This is a genomic window from Bradyrhizobium sp. USDA 4353 (assembly GCF_054063215.1).
Map to the genome: position 1 here is coordinate 2,378,532 of NZ_JBSSGB010000001.1, position 19,173 is coordinate 2,397,704.

The 19,173-nt window shown below is 55.5% G+C and carries 12 protein-coding genes and 1 pseudogene; 11 read left to right on the forward strand and 2 right to left on the reverse strand.

Features of this window, described 5'->3' with window-relative positions; translation table 11 throughout:
* Positions 1–17: 17 nt before the first annotated feature.
* The gene (locus ACVILH_RS10655; RefSeq protein WP_456712854.1) at positions 18–1,079 is read left to right on the forward strand and encodes an IS3 family transposase; all 1,062 of its coding nucleotides are present in this window, start codon (positions 18–20) and stop codon (positions 1,077–1,079) included.
* A 141-nt stretch (positions 1,080–1,220) separates the two neighbouring features.
* Here ACVILH_RS10655 and ACVILH_RS10660 read toward each other — a convergent pair whose 3' ends face one another.
* Positions 1,221–2,075, reverse strand: coding sequence for an ABC transporter permease (locus ACVILH_RS10660; RefSeq protein WP_456712855.1), 855 nt, complete (start codon positions 2,073–2,075; stop codon positions 1,221–1,223).
* 871 nt (positions 2,076–2,946) lie between these two features.
* On the opposite strand from ACVILH_RS10660, the gene ACVILH_RS10665 reads away from it, so the two are divergent.
* A complete protein-coding gene (locus ACVILH_RS10665; RefSeq protein WP_456712856.1) occupies positions 2,947–3,996 on the forward strand; it encodes a glycosyltransferase family 2 protein in 1,050 nt (349 codons plus the stop codon).
* A 300-nt stretch (positions 3,997–4,296) separates the two neighbouring features.
* Positions 4,297–4,542: a hypothetical protein gene (locus ACVILH_RS10670; RefSeq protein WP_456712857.1), complete on the forward strand. Its 246-nt coding sequence runs from the start codon at positions 4,297–4,299 to the stop codon at positions 4,540–4,542.
* Between the two features lie 533 nt (positions 4,543–5,075).
* Here ACVILH_RS10670 and ACVILH_RS10675 read toward each other — a convergent pair.
* Positions 5,076–5,754 (reverse strand): annotated as a pseudogene (locus ACVILH_RS10675) (IS66 family transposase); the annotation flags it as partial.
* Positions 5,755–6,020: 266 nt separating this feature from the next.
* On the opposite strand from ACVILH_RS10675, the gene ACVILH_RS10680 reads away from it, so the two are divergent.
* The 8 genes from ACVILH_RS10680 to ACVILH_RS10715 all read left to right on the forward strand — a co-directional run bounded on the left by ACVILH_RS10680 (position 6,021) and on the right by ACVILH_RS10715 (position 17,492).
* The gene (locus ACVILH_RS10680) at positions 6,021–8,207 is read left to right on the forward strand and encodes an NF038122 family metalloprotease (RefSeq protein WP_456712858.1); all 2,187 of its coding nucleotides are present in this window, start codon (positions 6,021–6,023) and stop codon (positions 8,205–8,207) included.
* 223 nt (positions 8,208–8,430) lie between these two features.
* Complete coding sequence (locus ACVILH_RS10685; RefSeq protein ID WP_456712859.1) at positions 8,431–9,513, forward strand: acyltransferase family protein; 1,083 nt, start codon at positions 8,431–8,433, stop codon at positions 9,511–9,513.
* A 915-nt stretch (positions 9,514–10,428) separates the two neighbouring features.
* Positions 10,429–11,502: a dTDP-glucose 4,6-dehydratase gene (gene rfbB, locus ACVILH_RS10690; RefSeq protein WP_456716935.1), complete on the forward strand. Its 1,074-nt coding sequence runs from the start codon at positions 10,429–10,431 to the stop codon at positions 11,500–11,502.
* Positions 11,503–12,372, forward strand: coding sequence for a glucose-1-phosphate thymidylyltransferase RfbA (rfbA, locus tag ACVILH_RS10695; RefSeq protein ID WP_456712860.1), 870 nt, complete (start codon positions 11,503–11,505; stop codon positions 12,370–12,372).
* 3 nt (positions 12,373–12,375) lie between these two features.
* Positions 12,376–12,918, forward strand: coding sequence for a dTDP-4-dehydrorhamnose 3,5-epimerase (gene rfbC / locus ACVILH_RS10700; protein WP_456712861.1), 543 nt, complete (start codon positions 12,376–12,378; stop codon positions 12,916–12,918).
* 44 nt (positions 12,919–12,962) lie between these two features.
* On the forward strand, positions 12,963–13,817 hold the full coding sequence (locus ACVILH_RS10705) for an SDR family oxidoreductase (protein ID WP_456712862.1): 855 nt from the start codon (positions 12,963–12,965) through the stop codon (positions 13,815–13,817).
* A complete protein-coding gene (locus ACVILH_RS10710; RefSeq protein ID WP_456712863.1) occupies positions 13,807–15,102 on the forward strand; it encodes a rhamnosyltransferase WsaF family glycosyltransferase in 1,296 nt (431 codons plus the stop codon). Before ACVILH_RS10705 ends, ACVILH_RS10710 begins: the two co-directional genes overlap by 11 nt.
* Before the next feature lie 1,313 nt (positions 15,103–16,415).
* Positions 16,416–17,492, forward strand: coding sequence for an FkbM family methyltransferase (locus tag ACVILH_RS10715; protein ID WP_456712864.1), 1,077 nt, complete (start codon positions 16,416–16,418; stop codon positions 17,490–17,492).
* Positions 17,493–19,173: the final 1,681 nt, after the last annotated feature.

The following is a 19,173-nucleotide window of genomic DNA, read 5'->3' on the forward strand; positions in this document are numbered from 1 at the left end:
GAAGCCAAACGGCCGCAATGGCGGTGCATCGGTTGAAGCAGGCGAAGGCGCGGATCGCCGAGCTGGAACGGCTGGTTGGCCGACAGCAGATGGATCTCGATTTTTCGGCAAGCCTTGCGCGCTCTGGAGCGGCCGGTCGCGCAAGGCAAACCCGCACCCGCATCATCGAAGTCATTCAAGGCATGACGTCGCAGGCGGCCGACTCCCACGCGCACGTGCAGCGCTTGTGCGCGCTGGCCGGCGTGCCGCGTGCAACCTATTACCGGCATCTCAGCAAACGCAACCGCGAAGAGGTCGACTGCGAGCTGCGCGACCAGCTGCAGCGCATTTGCCTCAAGCATCCGTTCTACGGCTATCGACGGGTGACGGCCACGCTCCGCCGCCAGGGGATGGTCGTCAACGCCAAGAAAGTCCTGCGATTCATGCGTCAGGACAATCTTCTCGCCCAGCGCAAGACGCCGTTCCTGAAGCCGCCGACCGAGCGGCCGACGGGCGTGATCGTCGTCCCGAATCTGATCCGCGGCCTGGCGCCGTCCGCTCCGGATCAGATCTGGGTCGCCGACATCACCTATGTCCATCTCGCCAAGGCGTTCGCCTATCTCGCCGTCATTCTCGATGGCTTCTCGCGCAAGGCGGTCGGCTGGGCGTTCGAAAACACGCTCGACGCTTCGCTCGCCGTCGCCGCGCTCGACAACGCGCTCAAAGCCCGCAACCCGAAGCCCGGCAGCCTGATCCATCACTCCGATCGCGGCGTGCAATACGCCTCGATCGCCTACCGTCAGCGCCTCGCCGACCGCGAGATCAAGATCAGCATGAGCAGCCCCGGCAACCCCTACGACAACGCCAAGGCCGAGAGCTTCGTGAAGACGCTCAAGGCCGAGGAGATCAACAGCAAGGCATTTGCCGATCTCGACGACGCCCGGCGCCGGATCAACAGCTTCATTGCCGAGATCTACAACAGGAGCGGCTGCACTCAGCGCTCGGATATCGATCTCCCCTTGAGTTCGAGACCGCCTTCGCGCAGAACAACACACGATGAACTTCACCCTCTGTCACTGAAATTATCGTGTCTCACTTGAGGGGTGCAGTCCACAGGCGTCACCGAATTGTAACCGGTAAAGCAAATGCGATTTGACGCAATTAATCCGCTCCAATCTAACCTCAGCCAGCGCGGTGGCTGATCGGGAAGCGTTCGTTGGCGATCGGCGCCGACAAGAGAGCTAGGTCCAGTATACGATCCGCGACCGATAGCGCGTGTAGATGTACACCATAGACATCGTAGAAGTCGCGGTGAAGCCGATGGCCCCGGCCCAACTCGTCAAATCGGGAACAATTCCCATCAGAGGATCGCGCGTTACCGCCAATAGATAAGCTATCGGATTTACCGCGATCACCCATTCGCCGCCTTTGATCTGCGAGGGCTCCCAAATGATGGGTGATATGAAGAAGAGCAGCTGTGTTATGGCTGCCATTAATGGCGGTACGTCGCGGTAGCGCACGCAGATCATTGATACGACCATCGTCGTGCTGACGATGAAGACGTAGACCAACGCGAGTCCAAGAAGGCCGAGGAGGCTGACTAAGCTGAGCGGCCAGGGATAAACTAGCCAAATGATGGGGATCACCGCACTGTTATGCAGGAAGATGATCAGGTTGCGCTGAACCATCCGCATAATGTGGATTAGGATAGGCATGTCAACTGCCTTGATCATCCCGCCAGCGCTAATAATCGTGTAGCAAGACTCGTTGAGCGATGAGGAAATGAAGTTCCAGAGAATCGTACTGACCATAAAATGCGGCAGGTAAGTCGTCATGTCTGCGCCAAGGAAGCGGCCTGCGACTGTGCCCATAATCAGCGCCGTAATGCCCTGCGTTGCGGTGATCCACCAAGGGCCCAGCAGGGTGCGGCGATATTTGGAACGGATGTCACCAGACGCCAATGCGCGCCAAGTGACGTGGCGTGTAAAGAACGGGGAAATTTCTGCGCGGCAGCGAGCCCAGCTAAAGCGACGCTGATCCGCAACGATGAGCCTCTCGACTTGTTTTTCGGCAGGTCGGTCGGTTAGCGTGCTCATTCGTGCGCCCTCGCGAGTCTCGCATGGCAGACAATGGATATAGTTGCCTCACGCATCGACCCGTTTGCTGGATCATGTTATGCTCGGAGAGTCAACTGGTCAGCAAACGGGCCGGCAAGCTGGTTGAGATCCCTGCCGTCGTCCGCGCCCGTCAGCGATTCAGGTCCAGGCTCCGGTCGCCGCCAGTCATTGACCTCCGAAAAAGGCATACGGGGGTATGAATGGGAACCGTAGAGACAATCTAAGATGTCCGCTCGGTTGCAGTTCCTTGTGCTCTCTGTCGCCCAGCCGGTTGCAACATGCAATGTCGCTCTCCCCACTATTGTTGAATTCGATGGCAAAGGCCCTAAAGACAGTCAATCTCTACAAATTGTGGATTCAGTCCGGCCATGCAGCAAAATGTGGGGGGCAGTCGAGCAGCTCAGCCTCATCTCCTGCAGCCGAAAAGACCTTCGGCGGAGGCGTTGAGTGGACTCATCCACAGCTGCCTTGGCGCCGCAGCCCCCTAAGTCCGGTTTACGTCACTCTCGAATTCTCGGTCATATCCTATTCGGCTGAGAAAAGTACTGCTCGACGATGAAAAGTGCTGCTTGACCACCATAATCCATGAGCTGCACTGCTGCCGATGATTGGAGACGCGACGGAAGGATGTCTCAGGATTAGCCCTGTCAGCGTCGGGGATCGACAGCTCAAGATGCTTGCAATTTCTCGGTCGCTAAATGCGTCAGTTGCCTGCCTTGTGCTCAGATCTCCCAGTGGGAGAAAACAAGCATTTATCAGAAGTTGACGATTGTGTTCCCCTCGTGTAGTCGAAACGACTGGTGTGTGCTGTGAGCTCTCCAACCTTCCGCGCAATTGGATCGCCCCAAAAATGCTTGAAGTCGCGGGAACTAGCGCGAAAAGCAGCCCCCGTGCGGACCGTACGCTTGGGAAGCTCGGCAACTCTCCATCTCGCCGTGCGAGTGAGGTCGACGTGCAGCCAGTAGGCCATTCGCCTACATATGAAGCTGCCTCTTCACGCGTAGCTATCCTGCTCGCTTCTTGGAATGGCGCACGCTTCATTGAAGAGCAGTTGAATTCGTTTGCAGGTCAGACACATGGAAATTGGTCTCTCCATATCTCAGACGACGGATCAAGCGATCAAACTCGTGAAATCATTCACGCCTTCGCATCTCGCAGTCCGAACCTGGTAACCTTGAGAGAGGGGCCTCGTTCAGGTTGCCAGACGAACTTCTTTTCGCTGCTTCGTGACCCCAGTATCGACGCTGATTATTTCGCATTCAGTGATCAAGATGATGTTTGGTGTCTGGATAAGCTCGAGCGGGCGGTGCAAGCGCTGCGGGTTGCCCAAGACAGTCAGGCGGCTCTCTACTGCTCGCGGAGCGAACTGATTGATGAACATGGGCGGCACATCGGATTTTCCACCAGCGCCAAGAAGCCGCCGAGCTTTCGGAATGCAATCGTCGAAAACATCGCTGGTGGCAACACAATGGTGTTTAATCGCGCCTCTCGCGCGGTGCTCAGCAAGATCTCCGATGATCGAATAGTCATGCACGATTGGACAGCCTACATCGCCATCACGGCGGTTGGTGGTCGAATTCTTTACGACCAACGACCTTCGTTGGGGTATCGGCAGCATGCAAACAACGTGATAGGTGCCAGATCCAATATCCGGGCTCGCTTCGATCGAGTGAGTAGTGGGAAGTGGCGCGATTGGACTACCGTGAATCTTGCTGCTCTTGAACAATTGCGGTCCGAGATGACTGCGGAGAACATTGGCGTTCTCGACAGCTTCGTGCAAATGCGAAAGTCGGCCAGTTTTGCAGAGCGATATCGCTGTTTTTTGAGAAGTAGAGTCTATCGCCAAACTGTAGTCGGACAAATTGGATTGCTCGTCGGTGTTATCGGAGATCTGATTTAATTAAGGTTCGATATCAGTGCGAGGCTCCGCTTGGTGATTGGCCTCTTGATTAGAAGCGGGAAGCTAGGTTGGAAGTCTGTTGCTATGCTCTGCTCCTAACAAGCAGCAAGGCGCAGAAAATGAGACAGAAAATTGACGTGACCCAGAAGGCGAGGATAGGCAGTTGAAATTCTGAAACCATGAACCAGGAGTAGTTCTTCGTTGATCCTGCCGTGCGCAAGAGCGCTATACAATCTAGAACGATTCCGATCGCGAGATCCGCGCGCAGAGGCCTTGTAAACCCCGATCGTCACGAACGAAATGGACAGCATCGACCCGGAGGTCTATCTAGCAGATGTTCTGCCGCGATTCGCGGCTCGTCCGGTGCATTGGCTGGAAGATTGTTGGTTTGGAATGGGAGGCCAACACCAGCGTTCTCTGCTCGCGTGGCAGGGGCTCACACTCAACAAGGTTCATCACGTCACCCAGATCAGGAAGACCTCGGTGTATGGCATCGGAGAGAATGGCGTCGAGGCCTTCATTGACCGAAGGGGGACGAAACTCTGATCGAGCTGGTCCGGCTGCAGCAAGACGGGCCAGGGCTGCTAAAGCGCCGGCAATCCGAGCTGCTTGCGGCAGACCGCAAAATGCTTACCGATGTGTCGTAGCCCTGGGGAATGGCTATTCCCGATCTGCCCGACAATCGAAAGTCTGCATATGGGCCGCTGCAGGGTCCGAAAATACGCCCTTCGGTTCTGGGAGGGTTTTAGTGCCTCTTCTCGGCATTGTGCTCCTTCAAATCAGCACTGATCTTAGTCTGCTTGAACAGCTTCATCTGTCTGTTCTGTCTCCGGTCAGACGCCAAATTGTCCTCAAGGAGTTTTTAAGGGTAAGTCATTCGGACCAGTGCGTCGATAGCTATACGGGCTTCGCTGCACTTCCACCCTAGGCCGCGCTGCTAAATTCAACGGAAGGTGTCTTGCTCAGCGATACCCGGATCGCCATCTCCGCCCCGCCAAGCACCTCTTGGCAGGTGCTGTCTTCGGTACGCATCCGGTGAAGACCGTAGGCTGAGCAGCTGCTCTGGGCCGTCGGTTGGTTCAGGCGGCCGCCGACGTCTGGCCGGCCCGCCAGCTCCAGGGCAGCATCTCGGCGACCTTGCTGGTCGGATGATCGGGCAACCTTGCGAGGACGTCAGTAATCCAAGCGTGCGGATCCACGTCATTGAGCTTGGCGATCTGATCAGTGTGTAGATGGCGGCGCCGCGGTGGCCGCCCTCGTCGGAGCCGGCGAGGTCCAGTTCTTGCGGGCGAGGGCCACGGCGCGCAACTCGCGTTCGGCCGCATGGTTGGTCATGCACAGCCGACGGTCGTCGATCAAGCGCGTGAGCACATCTCAGCGCTTGAGGCTGTAGTCTATCGCCTTGGAGGTCTCACTCTTACCGGACAGCTTGGTACGGCGTTCGCGCAGAAAGTCGTGGAGCTCGTTGACGAGTGAGCGGCTGCGTGCGTTGCGCACGGCTTTGCGTTCGTGTACCGGAAGCCCGTTGATCTCGCGTTCAATCGCAAACGGCGCGTCGATCTTGGCGATGGCTTCGGCCGCCATCGGCGCCTTCTTCAGCCGTGCGATCTCGAAGAGTTTGCACCGTGCATGCGCCCAGCAGCCAATCTAGATGACCGGGCCAGGTTTGCGCGACGTCTCGTAAAGACGGTTGAATCCGGCATAGGCACCCGCCTACATCGGTCCGGCATAGGTCGCAAGATGCGTCTCGGGATGCGAAGCCAAATGGACGCGGAAACAGCCTCTCGCGCAGTCGGCGCCGCGGCAGCGGTCCTGAGGGGGGCACGGATCGCGGTGCGATCATAGCGGTGCCTCTAGCGTAGCCATTCAGATGGATATGGGCCGACAGTTGGCCACGAGTCCTGTTGGCGCTGAAGGGGAGCCCAATTAACCCTCGGTTAACTGTCCACAGGGGATGGTCGATCAGATATGCCGTGCCGACAGCAGCGACTAACTCGTCTGCAGGCTCTAACGAAAGCTGGCCGATGCGTTCGCGATCTTTATGGGATCAGGAGCAGCTGCAAGAAGCAGCCGACAACTTCAACTGGTCGTGGCTCGAGGCGCGCCCCTTAAGCGAGCACTTCAGCCATATCTCCCCCCCGGTCACAAATGAAACTGAAGTGTCACCGTCGGATGATCCCTTCTTCACCGTCGTGAACAACTCCATCCAGGCGAGCTACATCACAGGCACATCCGACTCATCGACCGATCTAAGTACTGCACCAGGATCGCAGGCGACTGTGACCTCCGGCGGAATTGTTATCAATCTTCTATTCGACAACGCGGCAATGGCCGCTCCGGCCAGCTTCCGAGCGGGGATACAGCAGGCGGTTGGAATTCTTGCTGCCAACATAACAGACAAGATCACGGTTAACCTAAAGATCGACTATAGCGGGACTGGAGGCGGCGCGGCAGCTGGCCCCGACGGTGGTCTTTACGAGAGCTATTCTTGGGTCCACTCGCAACTTACGGGGAATGCGAGCCCGGGAGACACCAGCTTCAGTGCCCTTCCCAATGGAACCACGATCCAGGGAAAGACAAGCGTCGCGGTGTGGAACGCCCAACTTAAGCTCTGGGGCGTTGTGGGGGCTAACGATACGACCACGGACGACGGCAGCGCGACCTTCGCTACGGACATTAGCCCTAATCTCCTGGTAGGAGTAGCGCTACACGAACTGACGCACGCTCTCGGGCGAGTACCATACGGCTCTACCCCGGACATCTTCGATTTCTACCGAATGACTGGTATCGGAAATCGTCTATTTCTTGGAGGATCGACCGCTCCGGCTGCATACTTTTCCCTCGATGGAGGCATCACAAAGCTTGCAGATTATGGTATGACATCTGACCCGAGCGACTTCCTGAATTCCGGTGTTCAGGGGCCGAATGACCCATTCAACGAATTCTATCTTAGTTCGACCACTCAAGGTCTGAGCGCCGTCGACCTAAAGCAACTCAATGCACTGGGATTTCATCTTGCCACACAAGACACTCATCCGCCAACTTTGACCGCAAATAATGTCTTGTCAGCCGGGGAAGGATCTACCACGCCGATTTCCACGACGTTTCTCAGTGCAGTAGATGATTTTAGTAACGGAGCAAATCTGCGCTTTGATGTAATTAGCAATCCTGTCGATGGAGCGCTGTTAGTCAACGGAAGTCCGGCCAATGCATTTACGGAGGCCGATCTCCTCAGCGGAATGGTGAGTTATAAGGAGAACGTTCCTGGCGCTCATTCCGATAGCTTTCACTTCGTTGTAACCGATGCTGCGGGAAATCAGACCCCGACGCAAACATTCACTATCAGCATTGGACCAGCATTCGCTACGAGCAGCATTCTGCCGAGCATGCCCGGTTGGACGGCCATCGCTTCTGTGGACGTGAATGGCGATGGGACAGCGGATGTTCTTTGGAAATCCGGCGCAGGCGAACTTGCTGCTTGGCTAATGAACAGCGGACAAATTGTCGGGGTTGAAAGATACGTTCAAATGTCTGGATGGCAGGTCGCTGCGACTGGAGACCTGGATCGTAATGGCGCGACTGACGTGATTTGGCAATCAGGATCCGGTGAAGTCGCATCTTGGATGTTCTCGCAGGGCAAAATTTCGAGTATGGAACGGTTCCCGCAAATGGCGGGTTGGACATCTGTAGGCTACGCAACAGATGCGAGCGGCGCTGTCGAATCTATTTGGAGGAGCTCCACAAGCCAAGTAAGCACATGGTCGATTGTCAATGGGCAAGTCTCTGCCAACAGCAATCTTCCTCCTATGCCTGGATGGACCGCTATTGCGACAGGTGATTTTGACCACAATGGAAGTGCTGATGTTCTTTGGCAGTCAGGTTCGGGTGAGCTTGCGGCATGGATGATGTTAAACGGCCAGTTGGCATCCATTACTCGCTATCCAAGCATGCCGGGTTGGCACGTTGCCGCAGCCGCTGATCTAAATCATGATGGCACAACCGATATTCTCTGGGTGTCTGATGCACGCGAGATTGCGTCTTGGATGATGTCAAATAGCGGTCAACTATCCTCCATAGCTCGATATGGTTCACTTCCCGACGGAAACATAATTTCGGTCGGCGATTACTACCATTTGGGTGAGACCGACCTCTTGGTCCAAAACGCCTCGTCGGTCCAAGTTCTTTCCCTAGACCATCATCTGCTCGTATAGTGCCGGGATGCTAGACGCTGTCGGAAGATTGCTCGGCTGATGTTGGCTCTTTGAGCCGGGCGTCTATCTTAGCAAGCGTCGGACCTATATCAAACTGATTCATTCGTTATCTGTCGGTTCCTTGTCGCAAGTAGCTGGCTCAGGGTCAGTCTGCGCTGAACTAGAGGGGGCCTGTCATGAGTAATCAGACCTTGAAAAATCGATCGCGCCGAGCCGAGCGAAAATGAAGCAGTTCGCTGGACTGGACGTGGTTAGAACATTTCTAGCGCTGTCGGTCGCGACGGGGCATTACTTTTACTGGAATGGCGTCCAGACGCGATATCCGAGCGCGTTCTTTCTCGCTGTCGACTTCTTCTTCATATTGAGCGGCTTTGTGCTAGTTCAGTCGCTCCTATTTTACGATGTGCAGCACGTAGGTAGCTTCTTGCGGATGTTTGCGATCCGGCGGATCTTTAGGTTGTATCCTTTGTACGGATTGTTGTTTCTCCCGTCGGTGTTGATCTCTGCACTGAACTACGGCGGCGCTTTGGACCGGCCTTTCCATTATCTCGCCTCTGTGTTCCTTCTCCAAGGAGTGGGTGTAATTGACGGCATTCCGCCAGTCTTGGATAGCAGTATGATTGGCGTCGCTTGGTCGATATCTGTGGAGCTCTGGGCAGGATTGCTGTTTTTCCCGCTTGTATTCATTTTTCGGAATCAAAAAGCCGGTCTTGTGGTGTTTTGCTTAGTAGTAATGTTGTGTGCCTGGAGTGCGATGCTCGCATCGCCAAACTACTTCAATGTAAATCTGCAGCGCTTCTGGGGTTTGGTTGCTTTGGGCTTTGTTCGTGGGTTGTTAGGGTTCGCCCTCGGTTCCCTTTGTTATCTGATATGGATGAAGATGAGCCGTGTGAACATCTCTCGCTCGAAAATCACCATTGTTGAGCTGACGTCGATTGGCTTGCTTGGCCTATTTCTCCCCCTCGACTATGACCGAAGACTCGATTTTGTTGCCCCATTGATTCTGGCGGTGGCGTTGGTTGCGATCGCGGCCGAAAGCGGGTGGATCGGGGCGGCCTTGACAAGCGTAAAGTTTGCATTCGCTCGGCCGCTATCCTATTCGATATACTTACTTCATCCATTCTCGATTTCGTTCATGAAGAGCCAGCGCGTGCCGTTCGATAATGCGCATCTTCTTCCCTATCTAGCGAGCCTGGTTCTAATGGCCATTCCAGCCTATTATTTTGTTGAGCGCCCAGGGATAGATCTGGGGCGGAGAAGTTTAGCTAGACTGGCTGTTTTGAACGACAGGGGATCGTCTAAGTAGTGTAATCCCTTTACGAGCCGGATAGAGCATGACCTGATGATGCTATGCGGACTTTGAGGTTTTGAGGGCCTTCTCTCAATCGGGCAGAGATCGCCTTTCGCGGGCGAGATATGGCAATCTGCCTTGCAAGCAGGGCAGACCGGTGGCTTCTGCATGGAGGGGCTAGATCGGCGGCGCGCCTTGGATGTCGGGCGACTATAGCCGAGCGGCAGGTCTGTTCAATTTGGGTCTGTCTGGATGGGGCGCGACCAAGCTCGTCCGCCATCTGACGGTAATTCTAGGGTGCCTGCTCGTGTCGGTGAATGGCGGCGTTCTGGTGTCGTAGCCGCCTATCTTGCCCCGGAGGGACGGCCAGCGGGCCGAGGTCACCTGCTTTTCAGGTAGAAAAGGCTCGCGGTCGATAGTCTCGGATTCTCGCCTCGCCTAGGGATGCGCGATCGGGCGTGGCCACTAAGGCGCACGTTGGCAGGCCGCCCCGACCCATATTTGGGGCCGCATTTTTTAAGAACGCAGGCGGTAGGTCAGCTAAATCTTTCAACAACTTATGGACCGGATCGATGGGAGGTGAGCTGCTGAGGCTCGGGCCTTCCGATAGATTGGCTTCCTGGCTCTCGCCGCCTTTTCGCCCCGGTTCCGGGAGGCCGCTTCAGGAGTTGTGTCCCCTGGGCGCGATCGTCAAAATACCGGTGGACGGCCAATGCCGCGCGGAGTAGGGGAACGACAACAGGCGGACTTGAGCAAACCCGAAGAATGCAACCACTGTTGATTTCGACTTCCGGTCGTGGTCGGTAGCCAGCTCGACCGAAGCTGGGCGCAACGTCGCTTCGAATTCAACTTCGTGCGGATGATGTGCCTATTGAGCGGTGAGCTCGCGGATCTTTGCGCTTGGATGATGAAGAGAGGCTTCAATCGAACATGATCAGTCGTCCGATTCTCGTAACGGGAGGCGCCGGGTTTATCGGCTCCAACTTCATCCTGCAACAAGTGGGGGCGGGTACGCCCATCGTAAATGTCGATAAACTGACTTATGCTGGGAACGTAGCAAACCTCTCATCTATCGAATCCTCCCAGCTATATCAATTCGTGAGGGGCGATATATGCGATTCTGCGTTCTTGGCGCATGTCTTCGAGACGTTTCAGCCCAGCGCGGTGGTCCACTTTGCGGCAGAGTCGCACGTCGACAGATCGATCAAAGGACCCGACGATTTCGTAATAACCAATGCTCTAGGAACCGCGCGGCTTCTGCAGGCGGCTAGGAAGCATTGGGAGCAACTGGATAACGCCGCCAGATCCTTGTTTCGCTTTCTGCATGTCTCGACAGATGAAGTGTACGGAAGTCTCTCCCCTACCGATCCAGCTTTCAACGAGAGTACAAGGTACGATCCACGTAGTCCGTATTCTGCCTCGAAGGCGGCTTCGGATCACTTCGTCCGTGCATGGTTCCACACTTACGGGCTTCCCATACTGCTGACAAATTGCTCGAACAATTACGGCCCCTTCCAGTTTCCAGAAAAGCTGATTCCTTTGAGCATTCTGACCGCGCTTAAGGGAGAAAAAATCCCGCTATATGGAGATGGGCAACAGGTGCGGGATTGGCTCTACGTCGAGGACCATTGCCGTGCGCTGGCCTTAGTTCTCAAATCCGGACGAGTTGGAGAGACGTACAACATCGGCGGCGAGAGCGAGTTGTCTAATAAGACTGTTGCTGAGACGATCTGCAAGTTGTTGGACGAAGTTCATCCTCTGAAGAGCGGAGCGCGAAGAGATGATGCGATCAAGTTCGTCGCTGATCGGCCCGGACACGACAGGCGCTACGCTGTAGATATAACGAAGATCCGGCAGGAGCTGGGATGGCAACCGCAGGAAACGTTTGAAATCGGCCTGAAGAAGACCATTCTCTGGTATCTTGAAAATGATCTTTGGATTGAGAGCGTGAGAACAGGATCCTATCGAGACTGGATCGCGTCACATTACAACGAGGGGCATTAAATGACGCGTAGAGGAATTATCTTGGCCGGCGGTACAGGGTCCAGGTTGTACCCTGTAACGATTCCGATTTCTAAACAGCTGCTGCCCGTATTTGACAAGCCGATGATTTACTATCCCCTGAGCACATTGATGTTGGGGGATATTCGGGAAATCCTCATTATAACAACGCCCCACGATGCTGACCAATTTCAGCGTCTGCTGGGCGACGGGTCTCAGTTTGGCGTCAGGCTCGAGTATGCCGTTCAGGAGCGGCCAGATGGGCTTGCGCAGGCTTTCGTGATTGGTGAGAGGTTCCTTGATGGAGGTGGTGCAACCCTGATTCTTGGGGATAACATCTACTTTGGTCACTCCTTGCCTCCTCTCTTGAAGCAGGCGTCTCTAAGAACCGCTGGGGCAACCATATTTGCGTACAGGGTGAAGGACCCGGAGAGATATGGTGTGGTCGAGTTCGACAGTCAGCAGCGCGTAGTCAGCATCGAAGAAAAGCCTCGGTCGCCCCGGTCAAATTTCGCAGTAACAGGCCTTTATTATTACGACGCCAATGTCTGCGAATACGCAAAGCGTCTGAAGCCATCTTCGCGTGGCGAGCTTGAGATCACGGATCTCAACGCCGTCTATCTCGAATCGGGGCTCTTAGCTACCGAGTTGCTGGGGCGTGGATTTGCCTGGTTCGATACCGGCACTCACGAGTCGTTGCTTGAGGCCTCCCAGTTCATCGCGACGCTCGAGCACCGCCAAGGACTGAAAGTCGCATGTCTGGAAGAAGTTGCGCTCCAAAAGGGGTGGATCGGTGCTGCCGACGTAGAGCGCGCGGTCGCCAAGATGGGCAAAAGCAGTTACTCGTCTTACCTGAAGTCGATATTGGAGTAAGGCATGTACAGGAATCTGGAAATTCCCGAGGTGGTGTTATTTACGCCGAGGCGTTTTGAGGACAGCCGGGGACATTTTTGCGTCACGTACAATCAGAAAGAATTCGCTGCCGCGGTGGGTGGAGATGGCGCATTCGTCCAGGACAATGAGTCCCTGTCCCGGCGGGGCGTATTAAGAGGGCTCCATTATCAGTTGGGAGCTGCTCAGGATAAGCTCGTTCGAGCCTGTCGAGGTGAGATTTTCGACGTTGCGATCGATCTGAGGCGGAACTCGCCAACATTCGGGAAGTGGGTGGGTGAAGTTCTGTCCGAAGGCAACGGCGCTCAACTCTGGGTTCCGAAGGGCTTTGCACATGGTTTTCTGGTTCTATCCGAGACGGCAGTTGTCAGCTACAAGGTGACTGATTACTGGTCTCCGCAGGATGAGCGGTGCATCCAGTGGAACGATCCGGACCTTGCCATTCAGTGGCCGAATGTTGGGTGTGAGATCATACTGTCCCCGAAAGATGCCGTAGGAATGAGCTTTGCTGACGCGGAGTATTTTTGAGGATGACTGTCTCTCGACTGAACTTAGGGTCCGGAAAAATCCTGGTGACCGGAAGCACCGGTATGCTCGGACGATATGTGATGGGCCTTCTCATCGACCAGGGTTTATCGCCGATTGCACCGGACCGGAGTCAGTGCAATCTCATCAATCCTGAAGCGGTATACTCCTTCGTGAAGGGCGAGCGCCCCGATATTGTTCTCCATCTGGCAGCAGAGACGGACGTGGATCTCTGCGAACGAGATCCGACGCGTGCTGGAATCGCAAACCATTTGGCGACCGACGCGATTGCCCGAGCCTCACAGGAGATCGGCGCGTGGATGCTATACATCTCGACCTCAAACGTCTTCGGAGGAGAAGGGAAGCTAATCTATAACGAGCTAGATCAGCCGTCGCCGATGAATTATTACGGACGTTCCAAGCTCCTCGGTGAACAAAGCATCCGGCTGCGGATTCCTGATCAGCACCTTATTATTCGTGCCGGATGGATGATTGGAGGAGGTGCGGCTCACGATCATAAGTTTGTCGGTAAGATCGTTGCGCAGATCAGGAATCGTGTTCCAGAGATCAAGGCGGTGAGGGACAAGTTAGGGACTATTACGTCTGCCAAGCTGCTTGCTGAACTAATCGTTTCCACTGTTCTGGAAGAAAGGAAGATGGGGACTCTCCATTTCTGCAGCGAGGGCGTAACGACTAGGTTTCAGATCGCTCAAGCTATGGCGCAGTATCTCAAGTTTGAGGGCCGCGTAACCGGTGTGTCATCGCCGGTTTTTCCGCTCTCAGCGCCGCGTCCTCAGTCTGAGGGAATTGAGACGATCTATCCCATGTCGATAAAAGTGAATGCGGGCACCTGGCAGAGCGCGCTGTCTCAGTATCTCGAAGAGTTCAAAGATGTCGTTTGAGCGTGATGTTCGGGCTTGGTACAATTATGTTCGGCTTTATGGGTTCGCAAACGCAACATGCTATGCGATGTACAAGCGCTTTCCGCAGCCCTTTGCTCTGTTGACGCAAAGGATTGCGGCCAATCCTGCTGCGAGCAGCGCTTCTTCCAGTTTGCTCAATGGGCTGATAAGTTCGGTTTTTGATTTCGGAGCGTGGTCCGACTTCGGCGGCTCGGAGTCTCCAGCGCAACAAAATAGCCCTGCCGAAACTCTTATCTGGTTCGTTCCTGACTGGTCAAATGTCTGGGGTGGTGGACACTATACGCTTTTTCGGTTCGCGAACCATCTCGCTAGCCGTGGGCTCAAGAACATCATCTACATCTACAACAATCATCGGCATTCGACTCCCCATTCGCTTCAAAAAGACCTTGAGATGGCGCTAAAGCCTTGTCGTATTGAAGTGGTTGTCGATCCTAAAAAGCTTCCATCTTGCGCGGGGGCCGTGGCCACCACATGGCAGTCGGCCTATCATGTTCGCGCCTTTCCGTTCGCCCGTGAGAAGTTTTATTTCATGCAAGATTATGAAAGCCTATTTTATGCATTTGGTACCGGATCCATGCAAGCGAACGAGACTTATTCGTTTGGTTTTCATGGAATAACCGGAGGCGGATGGCTTCGGTCGCGCTACGAAGCTCATGGCGGTTCTGCAATCAACTATAGATTTGCCGCTGATAAGGACATTTTCTTCCCAGCCGAGCAGGGAATCGTGCGCGACAAGGTTCGTCGTCTTTTCTTCTATGGACGCCCCTCGACCGAACGAAGATGCTTCGAGCTGGGCATGGCTTCTTTGAAGGCGATTGCGGAGCGGTACCCCGATGTAGAGATCGTGATTGCGGGATTGGATTTGAATAGTCCGCCGCCCTTCAAGGCTACCTTACTTGGGAACATGAGCTTGCAAAAGACGGGGGACCTGTACAGGACGTGTGACGTCGGAATCGCATTCTCCGCCACGAATCTTTCCTACTTGCCTGTTGAGCTCATGCAGTCAGGAGTGCCTGTAATCTCAAATCGTGGCCCGCAGGTCGAATGGCATTGTCTGAATATGCAGAATTCACTGTTAGTAGAGGCGACGCCAAAAGCGGTCGTGGCGGCTTTCGACAAGCTTTATCGCTCGCGTGATCTGCGCCAGAAGATCGTTGATGGAGGGCTGGAAACGATGAAGGAGCTGAGCTGGCAGGACGAGATGGAGAAAGTGTACCGATATGTGGCTGAGAAGATCTCGCTGCGGTCCTCGATCGAGTCGTGATGTCGCGTGGTTTCTGGGATAGCTTGGTGCCTCTAAGTTCCTGCCCCTGGCGGCGTTGAGGGCGTCGTGTGCTTTATGCGCCTCGCGCGCATCTGAGTACCTACTGGCGAGCTCGCCGTCTTGGGTGCGGCAGCTGTCATGCAGCTGGTCGCGCTTAGACGGTTCGACGATCATTTTGAGGCTCAACTCAGATCTGCGCGTTATGCTTCTTTCTGATCTTGAGCGACGTGTGAGGTCGGTGAGCCTCGCCGCTTGTCTCTGACGCGAAGCCAGATTGGGACGGCGACTTGAGTTGCGGTGATCCGGCGGCGCTCCTGCCCTCGCTCGAGCTGTCTTGTTTGTCGCATCATATCGATCACCATGCCGCAGGTGCACTGCTTCCTGGTGCTTGCGCTATGATGCAAGCTCCGGAACGCCTGCATGGCGAAGAGCGGGCGCTGACATGAGACGGGTGCGCCCTCGTTCGGATCTGTCCTGGTGGACCTCGCCGCAGTTGTCGCCGCACCGCTGATCTTGCGCAGGCGATCGTAGCCGTAGCCCTGTATTCGAGGCGGTGGATTGATCAGCGGTGTTGCGCGATGAATACCTAGCTAAGTCTGGTACTCATCGGGCCGATGGTCAGATCCACGCCTGGCCGTCATGTGCCCACCACCGGCTCAGCCGACCATTCGTTCTCCATAGCGCCGGACTTCGGAGCTCCCCGAAGGTGAACGCCAGGTTCTCGGTCAGGGACGCGGATCGCCAGAATCACTCGCGGTAGATCTGATGTCGCGTGGTCCATCTGCAGCCCCTACTAGAAGAGTAGCTCGCTCTCTGCTGTCTCACGCATGTTTCGTTTGCGCCACGGCCAGCTGCGCCTGGCCAGCTCGGCGTCTGCGCCTCTTTCAAGGTTGCTTGTTATCCAAACTGAGTCGCGCTCCGTGCCCATGAGAAGCGATGAATCAAAGACCGCAGGCCCTGTGATCGGCTTTGGGCTTCCCTGGAATCTAGGAGTGAGGAATGCGTTCCCGCTGTTGGTCGTCGCATTCTTATGCGTGCACGCCGGACGAAATCGGGATCGTTGATTTCCGTCCGCAGTTAGCCAATGACTGCGGGCGCGGAGAAGACGCCGTCAGGTGATCGGCGTGCACAAGGCGGGCCGGCTAACGAGGTCTCGGCGCCGCAACATCGCGCGTGAACCATAGTTCAGTTGCGTCGATGTACACGTCCCGGTTCGATACCTGGACCGTAAGGGAGTCAAAATGAGCAGAGTGTCGGGTAGAGCAATAATCAAATTTGTGTCAAGCTGGGCCGCTCGGGGGAACATCGAGAGTGTGAACCAGGAGCTGCAGAGAACCCGCGAGCAGCTACAGGAAGCTCAACGAGAATTCGAAGGCAAGCACCATCATCTCGAGGACAGCCATCGTCAGCTTGAAGTCACTTACCGCGAACTCGAGGATCGTTATCGTGAGCTTGAGGGTGGCTATAAGAATCTCGAATGTGGCTGTCGAGCGCTTGAAGCCAATCATAGAGAACTCGAAAACGGCTATCGCCAGCTTGAGGGTTACCACAAAGAGCTTGAGGCGCAGCACCGGCAGCTCGAAGCCGCTTATCGTCAGGCGGAGGATGAGATCTACAGGCTCAGGAATGAACCATACCGCGTCGTGGCGGCTCAAGCGTTAGCGTCGGTGGATCTATTTCTGTTGGATGATCTGATTGTTGAAGCGCCATCAGTCGTGACGTCTAAGGACGTGCGCGATGCGCTAGCAGCTCAATCATATGAAAGCGTCGAGCTGTATCTTGCTAGGAGTCTTGTTCGTCCTGGCGATACCGTGTTGGACCTCGGATCCGGCCTGGGCGTGATATCGATTGCGGCAGCCAAATCCGCGCAGAGCGGACGAGTTGTCGGATTCGAAGCGGACGAACGGCTGATTGAGATTGCGAGAAGAAATGCGTTTCGCAACCAAGTCAACGTGGAGTACAGGTTGTGTGCTGTTAATTCTAAGGCGGGCATGCTGACCTTTAATGTTGCAGGTAATTTCCTGGCGAGTTCAATAATCGAGGCTTCTGGATCAAGGCAAGTTGCGATCGAAGGCGTTGCCTTCCGCGATATCGTCAAAGAAATCAGACCCACGATCATTATATGCGACATCGAGGGCGCTGAAGGAGAGATCTTCGCGAATGCTGATCTGTCTTCAGTTGATCGCATGATAGTCGAGACGCATCAGTCTATCATCGGGATTGATGGCGTCGAGCGATGCGTCGAAGAGTTGAGGAGGGCAGGCCTTGGCCGGCTAGAGCCGCTATGTTGGGGCCCTGTCCTTGTCTTTGATCGAGATGGGGCGGCGGCTCTAGTTCGTCCGTTCGAGCCTGTCCCCAGGGGGCATCCGTTACCGTCTCCGGACTCTTAGTCCGCTGCCAAGGCGCAAAGAAGACTTGCGACTGAAGTGTCGTCCAGTCGTGCGTTATGCTCCGAGCGAGCTGTGCGCAGGGTAGCCAGGGTCGAGCAAAGGGCGAGTGACGGAGCTGCTCGGTGTTGCGTGGACGATCGTCCGTTGCAGTGAGGATGACGGCATGCATAGGAGTCGGGTATGCCCGCGATGGCACGCCAGTCGTCCTAACAGATAAGCCGGGCAGCGATCTGTGCTTCCTATTATCAAGCCCGAAGGAGGGCGCTTCATTTTTGGCATCGACCAATGGCTCTTTCGAAAGGCGCCATGGACGCGCTAGTGCAACAGAGTACCGGTCGTTGGTGCGTCATAAAATGTCGTATATGACAGGTCGAATCCGACTTGCCGCGCCGGCCGTTGAATGAGATCAGCTCGCGCGCCGGCTTCTACCTGAGAGCGATTTCGGCAATTGCGCCCGGACAATCCGTGGTGAAGGCAAGTTGAGGATGTGGAGGGGCCCTTCGCCTCTTGAACTGATCGGGCGCGGGTTCCGGCGACCAGCCCGCGTTTGGCTTTGCCCGTGACAGAATAGGCGCGCGGACGCCGTACCCGTTCGGTGAGAGCTCCATCTCCGCGGTAAATCCCTCGAATCCGATTTATCCCGCGCGGGCCCACCCACCCGACGTAGCATGACGAGCAGTTGTGATAATCGAAGTATCACCGTTGGCTCGCGGCCGCCAAGCTCCTACCATTTTCAAGGAGCTGTTCCCGTAGGCGTGCCGCTCCGAGCATCTCTGTGTTCGGACGATAGCTTCCTCAGCTCGGCACTATCATTCTAGAGAGGCTCAAGCGTGCCTCGCCTCAGTAAATCCATTCAGCCGAACTTGGCCGTCGAACTTTAGAACGTTGCCCGAGGGCTCAAATGCTAGCAGCAATATCGGCCGTCTTCTCGCTGGCCGCGGGCCCTTCAAAGCCGCGATGATCCTCTCCTTGTGAGCCGGTCCCGCTTACCCTGTCCGTCCTAGGGTAGGGTCGGATTCCAAATCGTGCTCCAGGGGGGGTAGGTGCAGGCTAAGGTCATCTGATTGTAAGAGGAATCCGCTGCGACCTAAGTTGGCGAGGTTGGCTCCAGTGACCGAATGGAGGGTTTGTCGAGCCTGTATTTGCGACGTCGCGGAGGGCGCCGTCTGTCGTGATGGTGGGGCTGTGGCAGCACTCTGATGACTGCCGCTCCCGCTAAAATTGCATCTTGCGATAGGCCTATGCTTCGGGCAAAATATGAAAATTGTCTGGCTAAGATTACCAGCAGTCCGCTTTCACTCAATCTTACGCGAGAAGTTCGGAGCAAAGAGTTGCAATTTAGGATGCCTTTCACCGGGTGTCTGAGTGTTCGTCTCGGACGTCGTTGTATATTGGTTCAGAGAGATCAGCCGTGCTAGCCAAGATAAGGAGGTGGCTCGGAATCGCTTTGTCTGTCCCAGCGGAGCATCAGGAGTCTAGTAAGGATCTCTGTCAAATCGGCGATGTCGACTGCGCATTCCCCAAATGCGGATGCGATGCGGCTAAGACGTTTTTCCAGCGATATGGAATGGGCACCGAAGAAAATTTATCTGCTTCTAGATCATCTGCCCAAACGTGGAGGGTTACCTAGAATACACTTAAGGGGTTGCAGGCCCGAAGCTGGGGTCTGCGTCGCGCGGCC